We start from the raw sequence: 18,579 nt of genomic DNA, 5'->3' as shown, positions 1-18,579 counted from the left end.
CGCTGCGGGACAGGAGACGGCAGCAGCCGCTCCGTTGCAGCAAAAAAATGCGCTGCTCAGGGCGCCAGGCCGCAAGCCCTACCTGGCAAGCATCTCCTTGCCCTGCGCCGAAAGCAAATCCTGGATCTGCTCAGAATCAAAGCAGTAGACGGGCGCGTTCTCGGCCAGCCCCTGCTGCGGCGCCAGCGCCAGGCAGAGGCCAGAACTTTGCAGCAGCAGCGCAGCATTGGCCGACGCCGCACTCTCCGCCTCGCCCATGGCCTGCAAAGCGCGACTGCGCAGCGTCGCCAGCGCCGCTCCGTCGCGCAGCAATTCGGTCGGCGCAATCTGCCGCTGATCGCTCAAGGACCAGAGCGCTCCGTCAAGATGGATCTCAGGCTGTGAACAATCGGCGCAGTGAATGGATACCACTGCAATGCTCAACCAGCGGCCAGGGGCCAGTCTGATTCCGTATGCAATACTCAACTTTCCATAGCTTGCCCCGGCGTGCAGCTTGAGCGGCTGTAAAGCATTGCGGTCCACCCAGGCGTTGATTGACTGGCGCAACGCATCGGAATCAGCCTCGCGCACCCACGGAAAGGCCACGTCGTAGTATGCATCTTCCTGAATTACCTGCTTGCGTTCGATCCATAACTGGCCGCTGGGATCGCGATGTTCTTGAAAATCGCGTTGCAGGCTGCGCCGTCCGGAAGGGACCGGCGCGCCCGGTTCATTGTGGCTGGAACAGAGCGCCAGTTGCAGTAACAGGATTGTAATGATTGTTCGCAGCAGCATGGCGGGCTTGCGCGACTGCGCGCCGATCGCCCGCCCTGTCAATCGCTTCCGCTATTAGCGGGAGGCGGCGCCGCCGCGCACAAAGCCAAAGAACCACAGTCCGGTTGCGGCCAGGGTGGGCAGCACCACCAGGAAGGTCAGCGCAACAAATACGACGTTGTTGACTGGATCAGCGTCAAAGTCAATGCCGTGCACTCCCGGGAAGGCCTTGATCGCCGTGATCAGCCAGTTGCTGAAGTTGGCCAGCACCAGCAGGTTGCCGATCAAGCGCAGCGTCTTCAGTTCATACTTCAAGTGTGCCAGCGAGAGCGCATAGCCAAAGAGCATGAAAGCGCCCAGAATGGCGTTGAGGTGCGAGCCAAGCATGATACGGCCGTCGGCCGGAATTTTGTGCGTCATCCCCGCCGAGACCAGTATGCCGGTGAGCATGCCCAGAAAGAGCAACAGTGCGCCTGCTTTCAATTGCGATTGTTTCAATGTATCCATAACTCCCCCAGAAATTATGGCCCGAGCCCTGCGTCCTGAGATAGGACGTCAATCACGACAAAAGAAAAATCATCCGCCAGATGGACAGTATCACCGGTCCAATTCAAGACAGTATCAAAGAGCTGCGCGGCAAACTGCTCGGCGTCCAGGGCCAGGGATTGACGCAGCAGTTGTTCCAGACGCTCCTCGCCAAACATCTCATCGCCGCTGTTGATAGCTTCGGTGACGCCATCTGTATAGAGGACAATACGGTCGCCGGGCGCCAGATCGACCTGCGCCAGCTGCAGATCAATTTCGGGAAATACAGCCAGCAAGGCGCCCGCCGGTTTAAGACGCAGGAGCTCGCCGTCGGCGGCGCGGAGCAAGTAGACCGGCGGATGGGCGGCATTGGACAGCAGCAATTTGCTTCGCGTCCGGTCGATCCAGGCAAAGGCCGCCGTCACAAACTCTGATCCGGTGTTGCGCAGCAGCGCTTGATTCATATTGTACAGCAATGCATCCGGCGCGCCAAACTCCTGCTGAAAAAACCACAGCGTGACCTTGAGCATTGATACGACCAGCGCTGCCGGCACGCCGTGGCCCGAAACATCAGCGACAATGCAGCCAATGCCGCCGTCATCGGTCGGACAGAAGTCGTAAAAATCGCCAGCCAGACCGGTCATTGGCTGGTAGCGTGCGGCGATGCGCAGGCCAGGCGTTGGCGGCAGCGCGCGCGGCAGGAGCGATTGCTGAATTTGATGCGCTACCGCCAGCTCGCCCTGCAACATGGCCAGGTGCGATTGCGATGCTGCAGCGCGCTTCAACTCCAGTAGCGTGCGCACGCGCGCCTGCAATTCCTGGGCGTCGAAAGGCTTCACCAGATAGTCGTTGGCCCCGCTTTCCAGGCCAGTCACCAGATCGCTGACGCGATTTCGCGCCGTCAAAAGTATGACTGGCAGTTCGGTTGTAGAAAAGGATTCGCGTACAATGCGGCAAACCTCATAGCCGGAAAGCCGCGGCATCATCACATCGAGCAAAATGAGATCGAAGTTTGCTTCTTGCAGCGCGGCCAGCGCCTCCTGACCGCTGGCGCACTCGCGCACCAGGTACTGGGACATGGAGAGATGATTGCGCAGCACCTGCAGGTTGACGGGATCATCATCAACAATCAGGATATGAGCGGGCCGCTCCTCGGCAAGGACAGCCTCGCGAGGCGCACTCTCGGCCGGCGCTACAGCGCTGGCCGCCGACTCTGCCGCCGCCTCATGGACCGACGGCGCGCCTTCGGCTGGCGCAATCGATGGCAGAAGACGCAGATGCTGCGCCGCGCTTGCTTCTTCGGCGGCGGCGCTGGAGAGCTCGGCGGCTTCCACAGCCGGCAATGTAAAACGAAATTCGCTTCCGCCTTCGGCGCGCCGATGCGCAGAAATCTTTCCGCCGTGCAGTTCCACCAGACTGCGCGTGATGGAAAGCCCGAGGCCGGCGCCGCCGTATTCGCGACCGATGGACCCATCGGCCTGCGTGAAAGAATCAAAGATCGACTCCAGACGATCTTCGGGCAGGCCAATGCCGGTATCAAGCACGCTGATGCGAATCATCGCTGGCTGTTCTGGATCGCGTCCTGCTTCAATGCGCACTTCGCCGCTGGCGGTGAACTTGATGGCATTGCCAATCAGATTGAGCAGAATCTGTTCCAGTCGATCTTCGTCGGCATCAACATAGAGACCCGGCGCCTGATTGACCAGCCGCAGCTGGCGCGCTCCCACCAGTCCCTGGGAAAGCGCCAGTGCGACATCAATGGCCGATGCAATGTCCACTGGACGACGGCGCAATTCCAGATCGCGGTTGCGCAGCCGCGAGAAATCCAGGATGTCATCGACCAGACTGGCCAGACGACGACCGCTGTCGCTGATCAACTGCAGATTGCGCCGCATCACGGCGCTGGTTTCGCCGGCGGCGCCGCCCAGCAGCGAATCGGAAATGCCAACGATGCCATGCAAGGGCGTGCGCAATTCGTGCGAGGTGTTGGCCAGGAATTCATCCTTCAACTGGTCCAGGCGCTGCAGCTCGACGTTACGCTGCTGCATCTGCAGCGAGAGCTTTTCTGCGGTATTGTAAGCGCGAGCAAAGAGCCGGCTGAGCATGTAGGCCTGGGAGAAGATGAAAACAAACAGGCCAAGCGGCAAGATGTAGGCGCTGTGTATGATCAGTCGCGAGGCCAGAAAGTCATTGATAATGGTAGCGATAAAAAAGAGCAGCCCCAGCAGCGAGAACAGCGCTCCCTCCTGGCGACGGGCGGAGGCCAGGATCAGGGCGGTGATCAGCCAGAGGAAAACGATCAGCAGGCTGATGAAATAGTAAGGAAAGATTGGAATGAAGCTGCGCGAGGGCAGGACCAGCAGGGCCACAATGCAGGGCAGCGCCGTTAGCGAGGAAAAGAGAATCAGCGAGCGCTTGAGTCGACCGCCAAAGAGCAGCGCCACAAAAGCGGCAAAGAGCGGGCCGCCGACGTAGACCAGAAAATGGTCGATCATCTTGTAGTGTTCGTAGGACAGATCGTGCAGGAAGCGGTGGATGGTTGTCTCGCCGGTAACCGGAATGCGCAGCGCCATGTCCAGGCAGAAGAGTCCAAAAAGCAGCGCCGGCAAATCGCTGCGCCGGCTCACAAACAATCCAATGTGGTAGACCGCGGCCAGAATCAGAGCGCCGAACAGGAGGTAGTCGGAAAGCAGTTTGCCCTCGCGGCGCGATACAATCTGCGCCGCCGGCCCCAGATCGATGCTCTCCCAGATGCCTGCTGAATCATTGGCGTAGTTCGATGTATGATAGAGCAAGCGCAGCTGCGCAGCTGGCGTAGGCGGCAGCGCAATCAGCTGGACGCTTACCTGCGGCCGGGCGCGACTTTCATCCAGCGCGGGATTTCCGCTCTCTCCGACCTCCTGCCCGTTGGCGTAGAGTCGCATCGCCGTATCCACCTGACGCTGGTAGAGCATCAGGCCCTCGCTGTGCGGCGGAAGCAAAATGGTCAGCGCGTAGCTGGCGGCGCCAAAGGGCGGCCGCTTCTTTTCCGAATCGACCCAGCTATTTGGAACTTCAACGAACTCGCCGCCCTCAAGTGCAAGGCCCCTTGCGTCCTGCGCTGGGTCCAGCAGTCGGTTGAAATAGAAATGCCACTGCCCGTCCAGCCTGACCGGCCCCTCGTCGGCAAAGTCCCAATGGCGCAAATCGAGCACGCCATTCACAGCGCGCGGCGCTGTCCGCGGCGCACCCCCCTTGCCGCAGCTTCCGGCGCCCAGCGCAAGGCAGAGCAGCAGCGCCGCCAGCCAGCTCGTCGTATTGAAGTGGGAGTGGAAAAAGGACCTCATGGCAGCAAGCCGATGCGCAGGGCGCGATTGTTGAGCCATGCATTCGATCTCGTCAAGCGAATGAGCCGCGCTTTCGACCATGGCTTTTAACACTTCTTTGAAACCCTTCGCCGCTGTCTGCGTCCCTTGATGCGGAGCTCAAACATGAAACACTACGATCATATTTTGATAGGAACCGGACAGGCCAGCACGACAATCCTGCCGCCGCTGCTGGCCAGCGGTCAGAAGATTGCGGTGATCGAGGGCGCCTCGGTAGGCGGAACCTGCGTCAACAACGGCTGCACGCCGACCAAGACGCTGGTGGCCAGCGCACGCGTGGCGCAGCTGATCCGGCGCGCAGCGGAATATGGCGTCCACGCTGGCTCGCCACAGATCGATTTTGGGGCGGTGATGGCGCGGGTCAACGGCATCCGCCATGGCAATCGCGATCGGCTAACTGAATGGATGAAATCGGAGGCAAATATCGACTTCTATGCCGGCTGGGCCAGCTTCAGCGGCGAGCGACGCGTGAAGGTTGGCGATCAGGAAATGGAAGGCGAGCGCATCTATATTCACGTTGGCGCTTCGCCGCGTCTGCTGGATATTCCAGGTCTCGCCCAGAGCGGCGTCATGACCAACATCGAACTTCTGGAGTTGAAAGAGCTTCCCGAGCACCTGCTGATTCTGGGCGGCAGTTACATCGGTCTGGAGTTTGGCCAGGTCTTTCGTCGACTGGGTTCAAAGGTTACGGTGCTGGAGGCTGCGCCACAGATTACGCCGCGCGAGGATGACGACATCTGCACACAGGTGCGCAGCATGCTGGAGGAAGAAGGCATGGTCATCCACAGCGGCGTCAAGATTCAGTCGGTGCAGGGAACCTCGCCAATCGAGATCCGTTATGAGCACGGCGGCAGCAGCCAGACCATCAGCGGCTCGCATCTGCTGGCGGCCGTCGGTCGCAGTCCAAATACCGCAAAGTTGAATCTGGCGGCGGCCGGCGTGCGTTGCAATGCTCAGGGCTTTATCGAGACCGATGAATATCTCCAGACCAGCGCGCCTGGCATCTTTGCCCTGGGCGACGTCAATGGCCGCGGCGCCTTCACACACACCGCCGTGCACGACGGCCAGGTAATGATCGCTAACTGGCAGGGCCGCCAAACGAAAGTCAGCGATCGTCAGCCAATCTTTGCCATGTTCACCGATCCGCCGCTGGCGCGCATTGGCCTGAATGAAAAGGACGCACAGGCGCGCGGCATTGCCTACCGACTGGCGCAGCGGCCCATGGAGCGCATCAACCGCGCACGCGAGATGGGCGAAACTAAAGGTTCCATTAAGATTCTGGTAGAGAAGAACAGCGAACGATTTCTGGGCGCGACCATTCTGGGCGTCGGCGGCGACGAGATCATCAACCACTTTGCACCCTATCTCTATGCCGGACTGACCGTCAAAGAGATGCAGCGCGCCGTGCTTGTGCATCCCACCGTCAGCGAGCTATTGCCGTTTATACTGGAGACCCTGGCTTAGGCCAGGGGCGGCGGGCGGGCGCCCTGACCGGCGCGGCCTGCCGGTAAATCGGTCCGGCGCTTTTCCGGGCGCGTCCCTCGCGCGGGGGCGCGGTCGTCATCTTGAATTCCGCAGACGATCTGCGGAATTGCCTGTCCTCCCGGATGCTTCGCCGCGGTCGGAGGCCATGCCTGTCCCGCACGCGAATCTACTCCGTCCTTTTACTCTACTCTCCGCTGCCGGCAATCCGGCCGGCCTGCAGGTCCGATTAAAGAGCATGCGCAGTTTTTTTGTGCGCATGAATTCTTAAACATTCAAGAGTATTGCTTCAGTTGTGCAAGAGAAAATTGAAGTTTACTCTTCTGTCAGATGCGGAATAACTCGCGGAAGCTGCCCTCTGTGTAGCGTTCGTGAAAGTTTCACGTTTCCCCGGAGAGACTGCTCTCGCTTTCGCATATTTTCCCGCCACGGCAACTGAAACCGTCATTGCTTCGTGCAACAATCGCGCATTGCTGGCAGCCAATCGCGTGCTCAGGCAGGCGCTCTATTCGTTTAAGGGCGCCAAACAGCGACTGGCCAGGGCCAGGATTGTAAGCAGGGCGCAGCGGCTCTCCGGCAGTGTGCGAGCCCTGTACCTCCGGTCGCTCGGCATCTGTTCGCAGCAGATTCGCCCCGGGCAGCGCCGCATCGAAGCCTGCAAATCCTCGATCTACCAACTCTGTCGCGCACTCGGTCTTTCCCGGGTATTCAGGAGCTTCCGTCGCAAGCATCCAATCGGAATTCGCGCAGGCAGGTCCGGAGAAATCCTGCATACCGATGTCACGCGCATGTTCTTGAGCGATCACCGCATGGTACATGTGCATGTCCTGATGGACAACTTCTCCAGATGCATTCTGGCTGCCGTAGCCACCTTCCCGGCATCCGCCACGCTGTGGCGCTCGATCTTCGAAGGCGTTCTTGACCGCCACACCGATATTCTTCCCTCGTCCTTTGATCTCATCGTCGACGACGGCTCCGAGAACAAAGGAGAACTTGCTGAACTGGCCGACAGCGCTCCCGATCGTGTTCGTCGGCTGGCGGCCCAGAAGGACATCACCTTCTCGAACTCGATGGCCGAAGCCATAAATCGAATTCTGAAAGGTCAGTACATTCAGGAGCGCGTATTCACAACCCTGGCTGGATTCCAGGAAGCCGTAGATGAAGCGGTTAAGGACTACAATAACCGTTGCCACGGGTCCCTTCACGGCACGCGACCTCTGCCGGCATTTCACGGCGAAATTCCCGATCGCCACCGCTTCGCTGCCAGAATTGTAGCAGCGCGCGCTCTGCGCATCGAAGAGAACTCGAAATTCAACTGCAAGGCCTGTAAGTCCGGTGAGAACTCCGCAGTGACCGTCGCATTGCCGGAGTTGAACGCCGGCGAAGGCCAGATCGGCGGATAGACAGGCGGCTTCGCCGCCTGTTCTGGTCTTTGAGTAAGCCCTGGTCATACTCTGGAAATACCGTACGCATTTGCGTACGGTCTCCCTGCAACTCGTCGTAGACGCAGCCGGGCGACCTCCACGCTTTGAAATCCTGAATCGGCCAGGAACGCTCCGCCATAAGCTCCACTCCATTCCGCAAGCATATTGGCTCCAAGCCCGGAGAGCATTTCAATAGCAATATTTTGTGATGCCACACTCTCTGGAAAAGATCTCGTTGAATATGTCATCATTCATGATGATGACGCATCTTCTTGAACCGACCCATAACGAGCGGTTTATTGCACTTCTCAGCCAACACTATCCGACCAGTATCGAAGCCCGCGCTGAAATCAATGCGTTGCCGCTTGCACCCGAAATCTGGAAAGAATAGCCTGTATTGCGCAATTGCAGCCGCGCAAGCGCTTCAGTCTGCAGCCAAAGAGCTGCAAATCTATCGAGCCTACTGGCAGATCGACCCCGTGCAGGTGAGCGACTGGCAATCCGTTCCGGCGACACAGGCCCGTCCAGTGGGACAGAGCGCCGCAGTCGTTCCGCCGCAGTCGGTTGCGGTTTCAAATCCATCTTGAACAGCATTGCAATTGCCGGGCGATATTGTTGCGCAAGTAACAGCAACGTTGGTAACGGAGGACGAGCCGACGGTCCCTGTGTTGTTGGCAATTGTGCAGCGGCGCGTGTTGGCAACGCTACAAGTAGAGGGCGCTACGAAATTGGGCTGGCTGGTGAATATAACCGAGTAGCTGCTGCCGGAAGTCACGTTGCGGGCCAGCACAAAGGCGCCGAGAGTGGAAACAGCGACGTTGGTTGTCGTCCCGCCATTGCTGAGCCTGAGACCATAGGAGCCGGTCAAATCGCCGGTCGTGGTTCCGCCAATCGAGATGCCGCCGGATAGCGCGGCCAGAGCCGCCAGGATTGCAACATCCGAATCGGAAGAGTCCTCGCCGCCCAATAGCGCAGTGCAGCTACTGATTTGAAACAGTAGGATTGTGGCCACAAGGTATCGCATTCTATCCGCCCCCTCTATTCTCCCTGGCATCGCGCGGCCGGCGCTGACGTCAAGCTGGCGTCGGGTGGCAAACGCGATTCTCGTCCTGTGCATTCGCAGGGTATGTTTGTGGCGATGGATATTGGCCGCGATCGCTTTCCAGATCGATGGAACGAATCTTGATACCTGGAGCCGCCATCTGGCTACTGGTGATCTATGGGCCTCCAGCTTTGTGGCTACGACTGCTCTCTATTGCCTGCCAACCGCCCGCTTTGAGTCCGAGGTACGTTCATTCGATTGTGACTGTGCAAGTAGCCTCCTTCGTCGGAAAAGCCCAGGATGGCCGTTAATCTTGCAGCTGAAACTATAGTGCTTCAAAGTTTCGAAGCGAACGACCGGCATCGTCTAGCCGCTGATTGAAGCCAGGCTAAGGAATAAGTTCCTCGCTCAAGATTGCCTCTTGCCATGCTGGAGGCCCGCTGCGGCGCATTGCATCAGGTCAGCGACACCCGGCCGACAGCGGAGAACCATCGCAACAACGGTTGCCGCATACGCCGCCGTGGCGACTGCAACAACCCCGTTTCCAAAGGCGGCTGTTTACAAGGTCGGAGTAGCCACTTACTGAGATCTGTGGCGCGATTGGTTGTACGGCAGCTACGCTAAGGGCCGCAAGCGCCAGCAGGATGTTTGCCTTCATTGATTCACCTCTACTTTTTGCTCCAATGGGGCGAGGGGCCGTCCACAATGGGGGCATTCAAATACCATGGCTTCCTGTCGTTGTCCTGCGCTGGGCTGGCGTGCAAACGCCGCTGCAAGTATTCCCGTCGGCAGCGCGAAGACTCCGATTCCAGGTATCGAAGCCCGCGCCGCCAGAATTCGAGCCTTACAGTCGCAAGATAGACGTCGCCATATCCCATTGTTGTCAGCGTGGCAACGCCCCGCCACATCGATTTCGGAAAACTGGCAAGGCTTCTGCGTGGGCGTCGCGCTCGACAAAATACATCAAACCGGAGCATATGAATGAGCAGTGTGCTACATTTAGATTAGGATATTGCTCCCAGGCGCAGCGCAGCGAGCAGCCACAATTCCGCTAAAAACTCAAACTGTAGCGCTGCAGCAAATAGGCCGCTACTGGCGAAGTCACGCTCAAACTTTGCGTCTGGGTCAGGTTCCCATCGCTGGAACGATTGTAAACGCACATGGTTGCTCCGGCGATGGCCGGCGCATAGACGAATAATCTGGTCCGGCCCCCTGAAACTGGAGGACAGCCAAAAAGGGAGCAAGGAGATTGACCTGTGATCAAAAGGCGGAATTTTTCACGCGAATTCAAGAAGAGGATCGTCTTGGAGGTTGTATCGGGATTGAGCCCGATGACTTGGATAGCCCGAAGGGAGGGCATCGCCGCCGCTACGATTTCGAATTGGCGCGATGAACTTAATACCGGGACTTTCCGCTCGGAGCATAGAACCGAGATCGAGTTGCGCAAGCGCATCAAGGAGCTGGAAGGGGCGTTGGCGGACATCGCCCTGGAGAATCATATTCTAAAAAAAACGGAAGAACTTTCCAGAGAATTGCAGCGAAACGGGAGCTGGTCCGGCGCCATCTCGCCGCTGAGTTCGGGATCGAAAAAAGCTGCAAAGCGCTCGGGCTGAGCGTATCCACCTTTTACTATCAAAGCCGCCCGGCGAAACAGGCGATTTCGGATGCTGCTTTGCTGCGCCGAATCGAACAAATCCTGTTGCGACTTCCCGCCTCCGGCTATCGTTCCTTTACGCGGATTCTTCGCCGTAAGATCCGCGTAAACAAGAAGCGGGTCTATCGGATCATGAGCGAAAATGCTCTGATTCCCCGGAAAAAGCGGAAGTCTGATGGGAAAAAGAAGAGCGGCGGCGGCCGGCGCCATCCAAACCTGCTCCGCTCCGCAAAGATCAAGAATCCCGGCCAGGCGCTGGTCGGCGACATCACTTCCTATCTGGTCGATGGACAGAAGCGCCATCTCGCCACTTTGAAGGACCATTGCTCGCGGCGGATCGTCGGTCGCGCTGCATCGGATCGAATTGACACGGAACTTGTACTGCGGGCCCTCATTGATGCCAGGCGCCGTCGCCGGAGTCTCCGCGGCTGCATTCACCACACCGACCGCGATTCGGTGTATCGCTTCGCGAGGTATCAGGCGACGCTGAAACGCTTCGGGATGCGCTGTTCAATGATCGAGAGAAGCGTCTACGAGAATGCAAGCGCTGAGTCCTTTAACAAGACCGTAAAATATGAGGAGATTAATCTTTCCGATTACGCCAGCCCGGCGGAAGCTGATCGCGCCGTCTTCCTCTTCATCCGCCGCTACAACCATTACCGCCCACACTCAAGCCTGAACGGAATGACCCCTGTCGAATTCGAAAAACTCTGTAGAACTTAATTAAATTCGCTTTCCAGTTTCAAGGGGCCGGACCAGAGTTATTGACATAAGGTACAGGCGCTATTTTTATCCCTAAGGGCGAGCAGAACCATGGACATTCAGGATGTGAAACGCGTATTCTATGAAGCCGTTGCCGATCGAGTTGACCAATGGACCAGTCTAGCGGCTAACCTTCGCCTAAACGCCAATACTGGCTGGTTAGAGGATCCAGCACGGTTCGGAAAGATCGCACACTTTTTGGGCGACGAAAAGCTAAAGAGCGAATTTGAAGTTTATATTGGTGAAATCCTGAATATGGCCGTTCACTCAATTTTTGTAATTATCGACAATGGATCAGGGGATACGCCAGACTTACAGCTTAACCTCGTTGAGAAATCGGCCGGATCATTTAACGGCAATTTGCACGAAGAGTATATAGAACACCTTTTTGCCACTCGCAGAATGAAATAGTCTCCGCTGCGTAGCAGGCTACTGAAAAGTAGGCAATGCAGAGTCCACGACGGCTCCAGGGAAAAGCGCTCACAGATGCGCACGCTGCGGCCAGAGTGTCTGGCGGGGTCAACTAGAGCGGGCGCGAGACGGTGAAGCCGCGTCTCGCCCTTGTGCACAGGTAGCCCAATGGTGATTATTTTACACTTCAGCCTGCAGAATTCCAAAATGATAGCCGCGCTTCCGCGGCAGGGATGCGCAGCATTGCAAGCGCGAGCGCAGCAAGACCCGCACGCAGGACTGACCGGGCGCGGAGGCGATTCTGGGGTGGCACAAAGTAATTTCAGAGTGTTCTGCGTGCGGGGCCGAAGCGACAGCGAAGTGCGCAGCAGCCCGGCGCCGCTGGCCGAGCGCTAAGCGAGGCCAGGAAGTGCTGGATATAACGACCATCGAGCGGCGGACGCCCGTAGAATGAGCGGCGCAACGCGCCGCCGGAAGCGAGACCCTGGCTCGCTTCCGGGAGAAAGGCCAGAACGATAGTCTGGCCGAAGCTCAGCGCGGAAGAGTCCCCTGCTCGCACGCGACCATGGAGGTCGCGTGTGCAAGCGACTCGGGCAGGGACGCCTGTGTCGCTTGCCAGGGGACTCTGAAGCGCCATCCGCCCTCGCCCGCCCGCCAGCCGGCGCCTTTTCTGGGGCGGGGAATTCGGTTGCCCCTGCCAATCGCTGCAAAAACTCGGGCAGATAGGCCTGCGGGCCCTGCTGCTCGCCCTATTATAGAGAGGAATCCATGAGTTCAGGCGCCAGCCCGGTGCACAGCCAGAACGAACGCCAGGTCAAGCACGAGACCATTGAAAGCGCCATAGTCCGTTTTGCCGGGGACTCCGGCGACGGCATGCAAATCACCGGCGCTCAGTTCACCACCACCACCGGCGTAGCCGGCAACGACCTGATGACCTTTCCCGATTTCCCGGCGGAGATCCGCGCGCCGGTGGGCACCCTGGGCGGGGTCTCCGGCTTTCAGATCCACTTTTCCAGCCGCGACATCCACACCCCGGGCGACCTGATTGATGTGCTGGTGGCGATGAACCCGGCGGCGCTGAAGGTCAACCTCAAGGACTTGCGTCCGGGCGGCGTTTTGCTGGTCAACACCGACGCCTTTGATGAGCGCAATCTGAGCCGCGTCGGCTACAGCTCCAATCCGCTGGAGGATCCGGCGGTGGCCGAGAAGTACCAGCTGATTCGCGCGCCCATCACGAAGCTGACGCGCACTGCGCTGGAAGGCCTGGAGCTGCAGCAAAACCACATGGATCGCTGTAAGAACTTCTTTGCCCTGGGCGTGGCCTACTGGCTCTACCAGCGCGATCCGGAAACGACCACGCACTGGATCAAAGACAAATTTAAGAAAAACGAAACGTTTGTAGAGGCGAACCTTCGCGCGCTGCGCGCCGGCTACAATTTTGCCGAAGCCAGCGAACTGTTCACCTCCCGCTACGAGGTGCGCGACGCCCATTTTGAGCCCGGCCTCTACCGCAACATCAACGGCGCCACGGCCATCGCCCTTGGCCTGATTGCCGGGGCCGATCGCGCCGGTCTGGAACTGCTCTACGCCGGCTATCCAATCACGCCGGCCTCGGACATTTTGCACGAGCTTTCCAAACACAAAAACTTTGGCGTGAAGACCTTTCAGGCCGAGGACGAGATTGCCGCCGCTGGCGCAGCAATTGGCGCCAGCTACGGCGGTTCGCTGGGCGTAACGGCTTCCGCCGGCCCGGGCATCAATCTCAAGCTGGAAGCGATGAACCTGGCGATGATCACCGAGTTGCCGCTGGTGGTGATCAACGCCCAGCGCGCCGGTCCCTCCACCGGTCTGCCAACCAAGACCGAACAGGGCGATCTATTGCAGTCCTTCTTTGGACGCAACGGCGAAAGTCCGATTCCAATTCTGGCATCGGCCACGCCGGCGGACAGTTTCGATTGCAGCATTGAGGCCGTGCGTCTGGCCGTTGAGTTCATGACGCCGGTCATGTATCTCTCCGAGCTCTTCTTGATCTTTGGCTCCGAGCCCTGGCGCGTTCCCAGCGCCGACTCGCTGCCAGTCATTCGCCACAACCAGATCCAGGCCGGCGAAGATCCGGCCGCCTTTCATACCTATGCCCGCGATGAAAAAACCCTGGCGCGACGCTGGGCGATACCCGGCATCCCCGGCTTCGAGCATCGCGTCGGCGGCCTGGAAAAGGATGCGCTCAGCGGCGCGGTCAGCTACGATCCCGATAACCACGAACGCATGGCGCTCACTCGCCAGCAGAAGATCGAAAACATTGCCAATTTCATCCCCGAGCAAAGCGTCTACGGCGAAGAATCGGGCCAGCTTTTGATTCTGGGCTGGGGCGGAACCCATGGCGCAATCCGCGCCGCGGTCGAGGAACTGAAGCGCGAGGGCGTCAGCGTCTCCCACGCCCATCTGCGCTACTTGAATCCCTTCCCGCGCAATCTGGGCGAGATCCTCAAACGCTTTGATACAATTCTGATCCCCGAATTGAATCTCGGTCAATTGTCCTGGCTGATCCGCGCCCGCTTTTTGCGCGAGGTTGTTGGTTTGCACAAGGTCAAGGGCCGGCCTTTTCTGGTTGGCGAGATCAAAGCAAAAGCCATGGAACTGCTGGGACGCAACTGAGGAAGTATGAGCGCAACTGCACTGACCAAAAAAGACTTCGTCAATGACCAGGAGGTGCGCTGGTGCCCTGGCTGCGGCGACTATGCCATCCTGGCGGCCATCCAGAAAACGATGCCCGAGCTGGGCGTGGCGCGCGAGAAGATTGTCTTTGTCTCCGGCATTGGCTGCTCTTCGCGCTTTCCCTACTACATGAATACGTATGGATTCCATACAATCCATGGGCGCGCGCCGACCATCGCCACCGGCCTGGCCCTGGCGCGTCCGGATCTTTCGATCTGGGTCATCACCGGCGACGGCGACGCGCTGTCGATTGGCGGCAACCACCTGATCCATGCCATGCGGCGCAATGTGAATATCAAGGTGCTGTTGTTTAACAACCAGACCTATGGCCTGACCAAGGGCCAGTATTCGCCCACCAGTCACCCTGGCACCATCTCCAAGTCCACGCCCTATGGTTCGGTGGATCAGCCCTTCTCTGCTACGGCCGTGGCCCTGGGCGCTGGCGCGACCTTTGTTGCGCGCACCTATGATAAAGACGCCAGACACATGAGCGATGTGTTCAAGCGCGCCCATGAGCACAAGGGCGCCGCCTTCGTTGAGATTCTGCAAAACTGTGTTATCTTCAACGACGGCGTATTCGAGGATATCGTCGGCAAGGACCAGCGCGTCGACCACATGCTGCACCTGCAGCATGGCGAACGTTTGCGCTTTGGCAAAGACAACCAGAAGGGCCTGGCCATCACCGACTTTGCTGCGGAGGTGGTCGATGCGGCCAGCGGTCGTCTCGACGACGTGGCCGTGCACCGCGAAGATCTGCAGAATCCAGGCTACGCCTTCCTGCTCTCGCATCTGATGCAGCCGGAATTTCCAGAGCCGGTTGGCGTCTTTCGTTCCGTGGAAAAGCCGGGCTACGAGTCGGCGGTCATCGCTCAAATTGAAGAGCAGACTGCACGACGCGGTCGCGGCAATTTGGACGCACTGCTGCGCTCCGGCGACACCTGGCAAATCCACTGAACGGCAGATGTCGCTCAACAGTCCGCTCTGTTCCGATCTCTTGACAGCAGACCCTCCCCGGAGAGTATGGCCGCTTTCCTGGAGTTTCAGGAAATTGGCGTCGTCCGGTAGTTCCGGGCGGCCCCGTCGTCGCTGTGCAAAGCGCAGCGATCTGCGGCAGGCGCGGCACAATCCGCGTCGGTCGGGACTGCTTCCAGGCGAGGCTGGACCGCAAGGCGGTCTGGCGCCTGTTCGGGGGAGGGACGCATTGGTCGATCCACTTGGCGCTCATTACATCATTGAACTCTGGGGTTGCGAGGCGACAGCCTTGAACGATCTACCTGCCATTCGCAGCACGCTGCTGGAAGCAGCCCGCCGCGCAGAGGCCACCATCATCGACGATCGCTTCCACCAGTTCGCACCACAGGGCGTTTCCGGAGTGGTGGTCATTGCCGAATCGCACCTCAGCATTCACACCTGGCCAGAACTGGGCTACGCCGCCCTCGATCTATTTACCTGCAATCTGCATATGCCCCTGGAAGAGTGCCTGGATATGATCCGCCAGGCGTTCCAACCGTCCGATATGGAAGTAAAGCGAATCGAACGCGGCATCCGTCCGCTGGCCGCAGTGGGCGCGCCCGGCAAAGGCTCGGCCAGCTGATCTCGACCGGCCAGCGGTCGCGCCTTCGGAAGCCATGGAGTTTGCAGACAATATGCTTCTGATTCACGAAAACCACCAGACGGAGGAGAGCAGGCTTTCGCTGGTCGGCGCGCTGGATCTGGAAGCCTCCGTCGATTTGAAAAGCGCACTGGCCCAGTGCCTGGCGCGTCCGCAGAGAGTGGTGCGCATCGATATGGCGCAATTGCAGCTGCTCAGCTCCACCGGCGTGGGCGCCCTGATGCATTTCCAGCAGCAGTTCAATGCCGTCGGCGGACGGGTAATTCTCTGCAATCTATCCGAGGTCTGCCTGCGCGTCCTGATGATCCTGGAATTGCGCGATTTCTTTACGATTGAATAGCGCCGCGCAGCTGCTCTTCGCGGCGTAAGGCGCGCTCTACCGCCAGCCCATCCGCTGCGCGACAATGCGGCCCGATCCAGCGCTCCCAGTAGAATCCTTCGCGCTCGTTTTCGCCGTATTCCGGCTGATGCAGGACGACGACCAGATTCTCCGCTCGCGTGATTGCTACGTAAAGTATACGAAACTCTTCATCGGCCTGAAGCGCCTGCTCGGCGCCTGTTCGCCCGGCCCCGCTCCAACCGGAGACCAGATCCAGAAACACCGCCGGGAATTCCAGACCCTTGGCCTTATGCACTGTAAGAACTCGCTCCGGGTCAAGGCCGGCCTGAATCCAGCGCGCCCTCCGATAGTTTGTACGTACCAACAGTCTGGCCTCCACAAAGCGATGGAACAGGCCGGCCAGCTCCCGCTCGCGTCCGCGCGCCACGGGCAAAGCCAGCGGTCCCAGGCCGCGCGCACCGCCGCGAACGGCGCGCACCCTTTTGCGCAATTGCCGGCTCGATCCGCGGATCACCGCCGATCCCAGATGGACCACGCCGCGCAGGCTGCGAAAGTTATCCGCCAGACGAAACAGGCGGGCGCCGCGAAAGAGCTTGCGAAAATCCAGAAAGGACGACAGGTTTGCGCCGCGAAAGGCGTAGATGCTTTGCCAGTCGTCGCCCACGACGACCAGTCGCGCGGGCCGCAGCAGACTCAAAAACTCCAGCTGTCTGGCATCCGTATCCTGAAATTCATCAACAATGACCAGCTGGTAGCGACGGCGCAGTTGCTCCGCCTCCTGTCCGCCGCGCCGCAAGAGGCTGAGCAATCCCTGCTGCAAGTCTTCATACTCCATGCGCTCCTCGGCCCGCTTCCAGCAATAGAAAGAGCGAAAGACATCGAGGGCGACATGCGGATGCAGGCGACGAAAAAGCGCCGGATCATCGATCAAAGCCGCAAAGGGCATGCCGTCCAGCTGCGCAGCATGTTCGCGCATCCGCTCGAAGAGAAAATCGCGGCGTTCCTGCTCCGTAATTAAGGCGCGACCGACCACGCGCTGCGGCGCCAGCTCGCGCAGACGCCGGTAGCAGAAGGAATGAAAGGTGCAGACTTCCGCCTGCGACTGCACGTCCGCCGGCAGACGCTGGCGAAGTTCGGCCGCCGCTTTGCGACTGAAGCTCAGCGCCAGCACGCCGCCAGGCGCCTCGAGACCTGCGCGCAGACGGTAGGCAATCAAGCCGACAACGGTGCGCGTTTTACCGCTGCCGGCGGCGGCAATCACCTGTTTGATGGGCGCGGGATCCAGAATGATATCAGATTGCGCCTTCGAAAATCCCGGCAGGATGCGCGCTCTGTCTCTGGCCATACTGCCAGTTGTCGCCGGGCGCGGCCTTGTTCCGGCGTTCTGGAAAATTTTTGCGGAACAATCCTCGGGCGCACAACGCCGGCCAGCATACAGGAGGATAGCTGTATGCAAAATTTGGCGCTTGCAATTCTGGATGGCAACCTGGTTGCCGATCCGGAGCAGAAGCAGGTGAAGGACAATCGCGTGGTAACGACCTTTCGGGTGGCCATGAATCACGAATGGGGATCGCGCGAGGGCAACCAGCAGGTAAGCTACGTAGCAGTTGAATGCTGGGACAAGCTGGCGGAGAACTGCGGGAAGTACCTGAAAAAGGGCAATCGGGTGACCGTGACCGGAGTGATCCGCCAGGATCGCTGGAAGGATCAAGACGGCAAATCGCGCAGCATGATCAAGGTGGTCGCGCGGACCGTTCGCTTTGATACGCCGCCGACCAGGTCGGAAAGCGAGGATGCAAAGGAGGCCGAAGCAGCGGCCTGAATGGGACAGCGGGGCCTGTCCGGGGCCCCGCTGCTTTTTTGCAATTGTCGAAGGCTTGACGCTTCGGCGGCGAGACTTTCTCTGCGGTCCATGAAATGCAAGGCGAAAGTGATTGCGATTGTTCTACAACTATTGATCAGCGCCTGCCAGAGCGCTACGCTCAGCAACCAGGACAATGCCCCGGCGCTTGGCGCCTTGCAGCCCGGCGCACTGCCAGTCGCCTTGCGCAATCCAGCGATCCAGCTGCGCGTGGCGGAATGCCGCTCGCTGGCGCGCCTGCGCATCCAGGGCAGCAACTTCTGGGCCGACCCAGGCCGCGCCATTCTGGCAGTGACCGTCATCTTCGAAGCGAACTCCGCTCGCCCCTTCGATATTGAGCCATTCACCTTGATGGCCGGATACAGCGGAAGCAATCCCGATACTCCAGGTCAGGACGCCGCCAATCAGTTGATTGCGCCGGAGCTGATCATCCTGGTCGCGCCAGATGGCAGCCAGCAAATCGCCAGACAGGCGCGGGACGCAACTGCGCGCGTTGCGCCGGGCGCTTGGCTGGCGCGACGCTATCTCTGGTCGCATCGCATCGGAGCGCCGCCCGATTTGCTCAAGCTGAGTTTTGGCCCCGGAGCGGCAGCGCCCGTAGCCTTGCGCAATTGCAGCGGCTCCTAGCCCGTC

The 18,579-nt window shown here is 59.4% G+C and carries 17 protein-coding genes; 12 read left to right on the top strand and 5 right to left on the bottom strand.

Features of this window, described 5'->3' with window-relative positions; all coding sequences use genetic code 11:
* Positions 1-78 precede the first annotated feature (78 nt).
* From K1X75_02985 to K1X75_02975, 3 genes are read right to left on the bottom strand one after another with little or no spacing between them, the layout of a single operon-like run.
* The gene (locus K1X75_02985) at positions 79-774 is read right to left on the bottom strand and encodes a hypothetical protein (protein MBX7057004.1); all 696 of its coding nucleotides are present in this window, start codon (positions 772-774) and stop codon (positions 79-81) included.
* Positions 775-828: 54 nt separating this feature from the next.
* A complete protein-coding gene (locus K1X75_02980) occupies positions 829-1,260 on the bottom strand; it encodes a hypothetical protein (GenBank protein MBX7057003.1) in 432 nt (143 codons plus the stop codon).
* Between the two features lie 14 nt (positions 1,261-1,274).
* A complete protein-coding gene (locus K1X75_02975) occupies positions 1,275-4,604 on the bottom strand; it encodes a SpoIIE family protein phosphatase (GenBank protein ID MBX7057002.1) in 3,330 nt (1,109 codons plus the stop codon).
* A 144-nt stretch (positions 4,605-4,748) separates the two neighbouring features.
* On the opposite strand from K1X75_02975, the gene K1X75_02970 reads away from it, so the two are divergent.
* The 3 genes from K1X75_02970 (at position 4,749) to K1X75_02960 (ending at position 7,940) form a co-directional block, all read left to right on the top strand.
* Positions 4,749-6,107, top strand: coding sequence for a mercuric reductase (locus tag K1X75_02970; protein ID MBX7057001.1), 1,359 nt, complete (start codon positions 4,749-4,751; stop codon positions 6,105-6,107).
* Positions 6,108-6,496: 389 nt separating this feature from the next.
* A complete protein-coding gene (locus tag K1X75_02965; protein MBX7057000.1) occupies positions 6,497-7,528 on the top strand; it encodes a hypothetical protein in 1,032 nt (343 codons plus the stop codon).
* A gap of 274 nt (positions 7,529-7,802) precedes the next feature.
* Positions 7,803-7,940 carry a M48 family metallopeptidase gene (locus tag K1X75_02960; protein MBX7056999.1) on the top strand — a complete coding sequence of 46 codons (138 nt, stop codon included), beginning with the start codon at positions 7,803-7,805 and terminating at the stop codon, positions 7,938-7,940.
* Positions 7,941-8,009: 69 nt separating this feature from the next.
* Here K1X75_02960 and K1X75_02955 read toward each other — a convergent pair whose 3' ends face one another.
* Positions 8,010-8,561, bottom strand: coding sequence for a hypothetical protein (locus tag K1X75_02955; GenBank protein MBX7056998.1), 552 nt, complete (start codon positions 8,559-8,561; stop codon positions 8,010-8,012).
* Positions 8,562-9,847: 1,286 nt separating this feature from the next.
* On the opposite strand from K1X75_02955, the gene K1X75_02950 reads away from it, so the two are divergent.
* The 7 genes from K1X75_02950 (at position 9,848) to K1X75_02920 (ending at position 16,085) form a co-directional block, all read left to right on the top strand.
* Positions 9,848-10,204: a transposase gene (locus K1X75_02950; GenBank protein MBX7056997.1), complete on the top strand. Its 357-nt coding sequence runs from the start codon at positions 9,848-9,850 to the stop codon at positions 10,202-10,204.
* Positions 10,123-10,968, top strand: a complete 846-nt coding sequence (locus tag K1X75_02945; GenBank protein MBX7056996.1) for an IS3 family transposase — start codon at positions 10,123-10,125, stop codon at positions 10,966-10,968. The genes K1X75_02950 and K1X75_02945 overlap by 82 nt, the downstream gene beginning before the upstream one ends.
* A 90-nt stretch (positions 10,969-11,058) precedes the next feature.
* Positions 11,059-11,418: a hypothetical protein gene (locus tag K1X75_02940; protein MBX7056995.1), complete on the top strand. Its 360-nt coding sequence runs from the start codon at positions 11,059-11,061 to the stop codon at positions 11,416-11,418.
* A 768-nt stretch (positions 11,419-12,186) separates the two neighbouring features.
* Entirely contained in the window at positions 12,187-14,073 is a 1,887-nt protein-coding gene (locus K1X75_02935) for a 2-oxoacid:acceptor oxidoreductase subunit alpha (GenBank protein MBX7056994.1), read from the top strand.
* Positions 14,074-14,079: 6 nt separating this feature from the next.
* Complete coding sequence (locus K1X75_02930; GenBank protein ID MBX7056993.1) at positions 14,080-15,087, top strand: 2-oxoacid:ferredoxin oxidoreductase subunit beta; 1,008 nt, start codon at positions 14,080-14,082, stop codon at positions 15,085-15,087.
* Positions 15,088-15,334: 247 nt separating this feature from the next.
* Entirely contained in the window at positions 15,335-15,727 is a 393-nt protein-coding gene (speD, locus tag K1X75_02925) for an adenosylmethionine decarboxylase (GenBank protein ID MBX7056992.1), read from the top strand.
* Positions 15,728-15,761: 34 nt separating this feature from the next.
* Complete coding sequence (locus K1X75_02920) at positions 15,762-16,085, top strand: STAS domain-containing protein (GenBank protein ID MBX7056991.1); 324 nt, start codon at positions 15,762-15,764, stop codon at positions 16,083-16,085.
* Here K1X75_02920 and K1X75_02915 read toward each other — a convergent pair.
* On the bottom strand, positions 16,072-17,430 hold the full coding sequence (locus K1X75_02915) for a UvrD-helicase domain-containing protein (GenBank protein ID MBX7056990.1): 1,359 nt from the start codon (positions 17,428-17,430) through the stop codon (positions 16,072-16,074). The genes K1X75_02920 and K1X75_02915 overlap by 14 nt on opposite strands.
* A gap of 105 nt (positions 17,431-17,535) precedes the next feature.
* Between K1X75_02915 and K1X75_02910 the strand changes: the two genes are divergently transcribed.
* Positions 17,536-17,907, top strand: a complete 372-nt coding sequence (locus K1X75_02910) for a single-stranded DNA-binding protein (protein ID MBX7056989.1) — start codon at positions 17,536-17,538, stop codon at positions 17,905-17,907.
* Between the two features lie 90 nt (positions 17,908-17,997).
* Entirely contained in the window at positions 17,998-18,573 is a 576-nt protein-coding gene (locus K1X75_02905) for a hypothetical protein (GenBank protein ID MBX7056988.1), read from the top strand.
* The last annotated feature ends 6 nt before the right edge of the window (positions 18,574-18,579 follow it).

The organism is Leptospirales bacterium (genome assembly GCA_019694655.1).
GTDB lineage: Bacteria > Spirochaetota > Leptospiria > Leptospirales > Leptonemataceae > SSF53.
Note: the sequence above shows the minus strand (reverse complement) of the source record. Positions and strands in the feature narration are given on the sequence as shown.

Excerpts from the sequence above, each read along its gene's own strand:
- K1X75_02985 (MBX7057004.1), bottom strand. The coding sequence starts at position 774 with ATGCTGCTGCGAACAATCATTACAATCCTGTTACTGCAACTGGCGCTC.
- K1X75_02980 (MBX7057003.1), bottom strand. The coding sequence starts at position 1,260 with ATGGATACATTGAAACAATCGCAATTGAAAGCAGGCGCACTGTTGCTC.
- K1X75_02975 (MBX7057002.1), bottom strand. The coding sequence starts at position 4,604 with ATGAGGTCCTTTTTCCACTCCCACTTCAATACGACGAGCTGGCTGGCG.
- K1X75_02970 (MBX7057001.1), top strand. The coding sequence starts at position 4,749 with ATGAAACACTACGATCATATTTTGATAGGAACCGGACAGGCCAGCACG.
- K1X75_02960 (MBX7056999.1), top strand. The coding sequence starts at position 7,803 with ATGATGATGACGCATCTTCTTGAACCGACCCATAACGAGCGGTTTATT.
- K1X75_02940 (MBX7056995.1), top strand. The coding sequence starts at position 11,059 with ATGGACATTCAGGATGTGAAACGCGTATTCTATGAAGCCGTTGCCGAT.
- K1X75_02935 (MBX7056994.1), top strand. The coding sequence starts at position 12,187 with ATGAGTTCAGGCGCCAGCCCGGTGCACAGCCAGAACGAACGCCAGGTC.
- K1X75_02930 (MBX7056993.1), top strand. The coding sequence starts at position 14,080 with ATGAGCGCAACTGCACTGACCAAAAAAGACTTCGTCAATGACCAGGAG.
- K1X75_02920 (MBX7056991.1), top strand. The coding sequence starts at position 15,762 with ATGGAGTTTGCAGACAATATGCTTCTGATTCACGAAAACCACCAGACG.
- K1X75_02915 (MBX7056990.1), bottom strand. The coding sequence starts at position 17,430 with ATGGCCAGAGACAGAGCGCGCATCCTGCCGGGATTTTCGAAGGCGCAA.
- K1X75_02910 (MBX7056989.1), top strand. The coding sequence starts at position 17,536 with ATGCAAAATTTGGCGCTTGCAATTCTGGATGGCAACCTGGTTGCCGAT.
- K1X75_02905 (MBX7056988.1), top strand. The coding sequence starts at position 17,998 with ATGAAATGCAAGGCGAAAGTGATTGCGATTGTTCTACAACTATTGATC.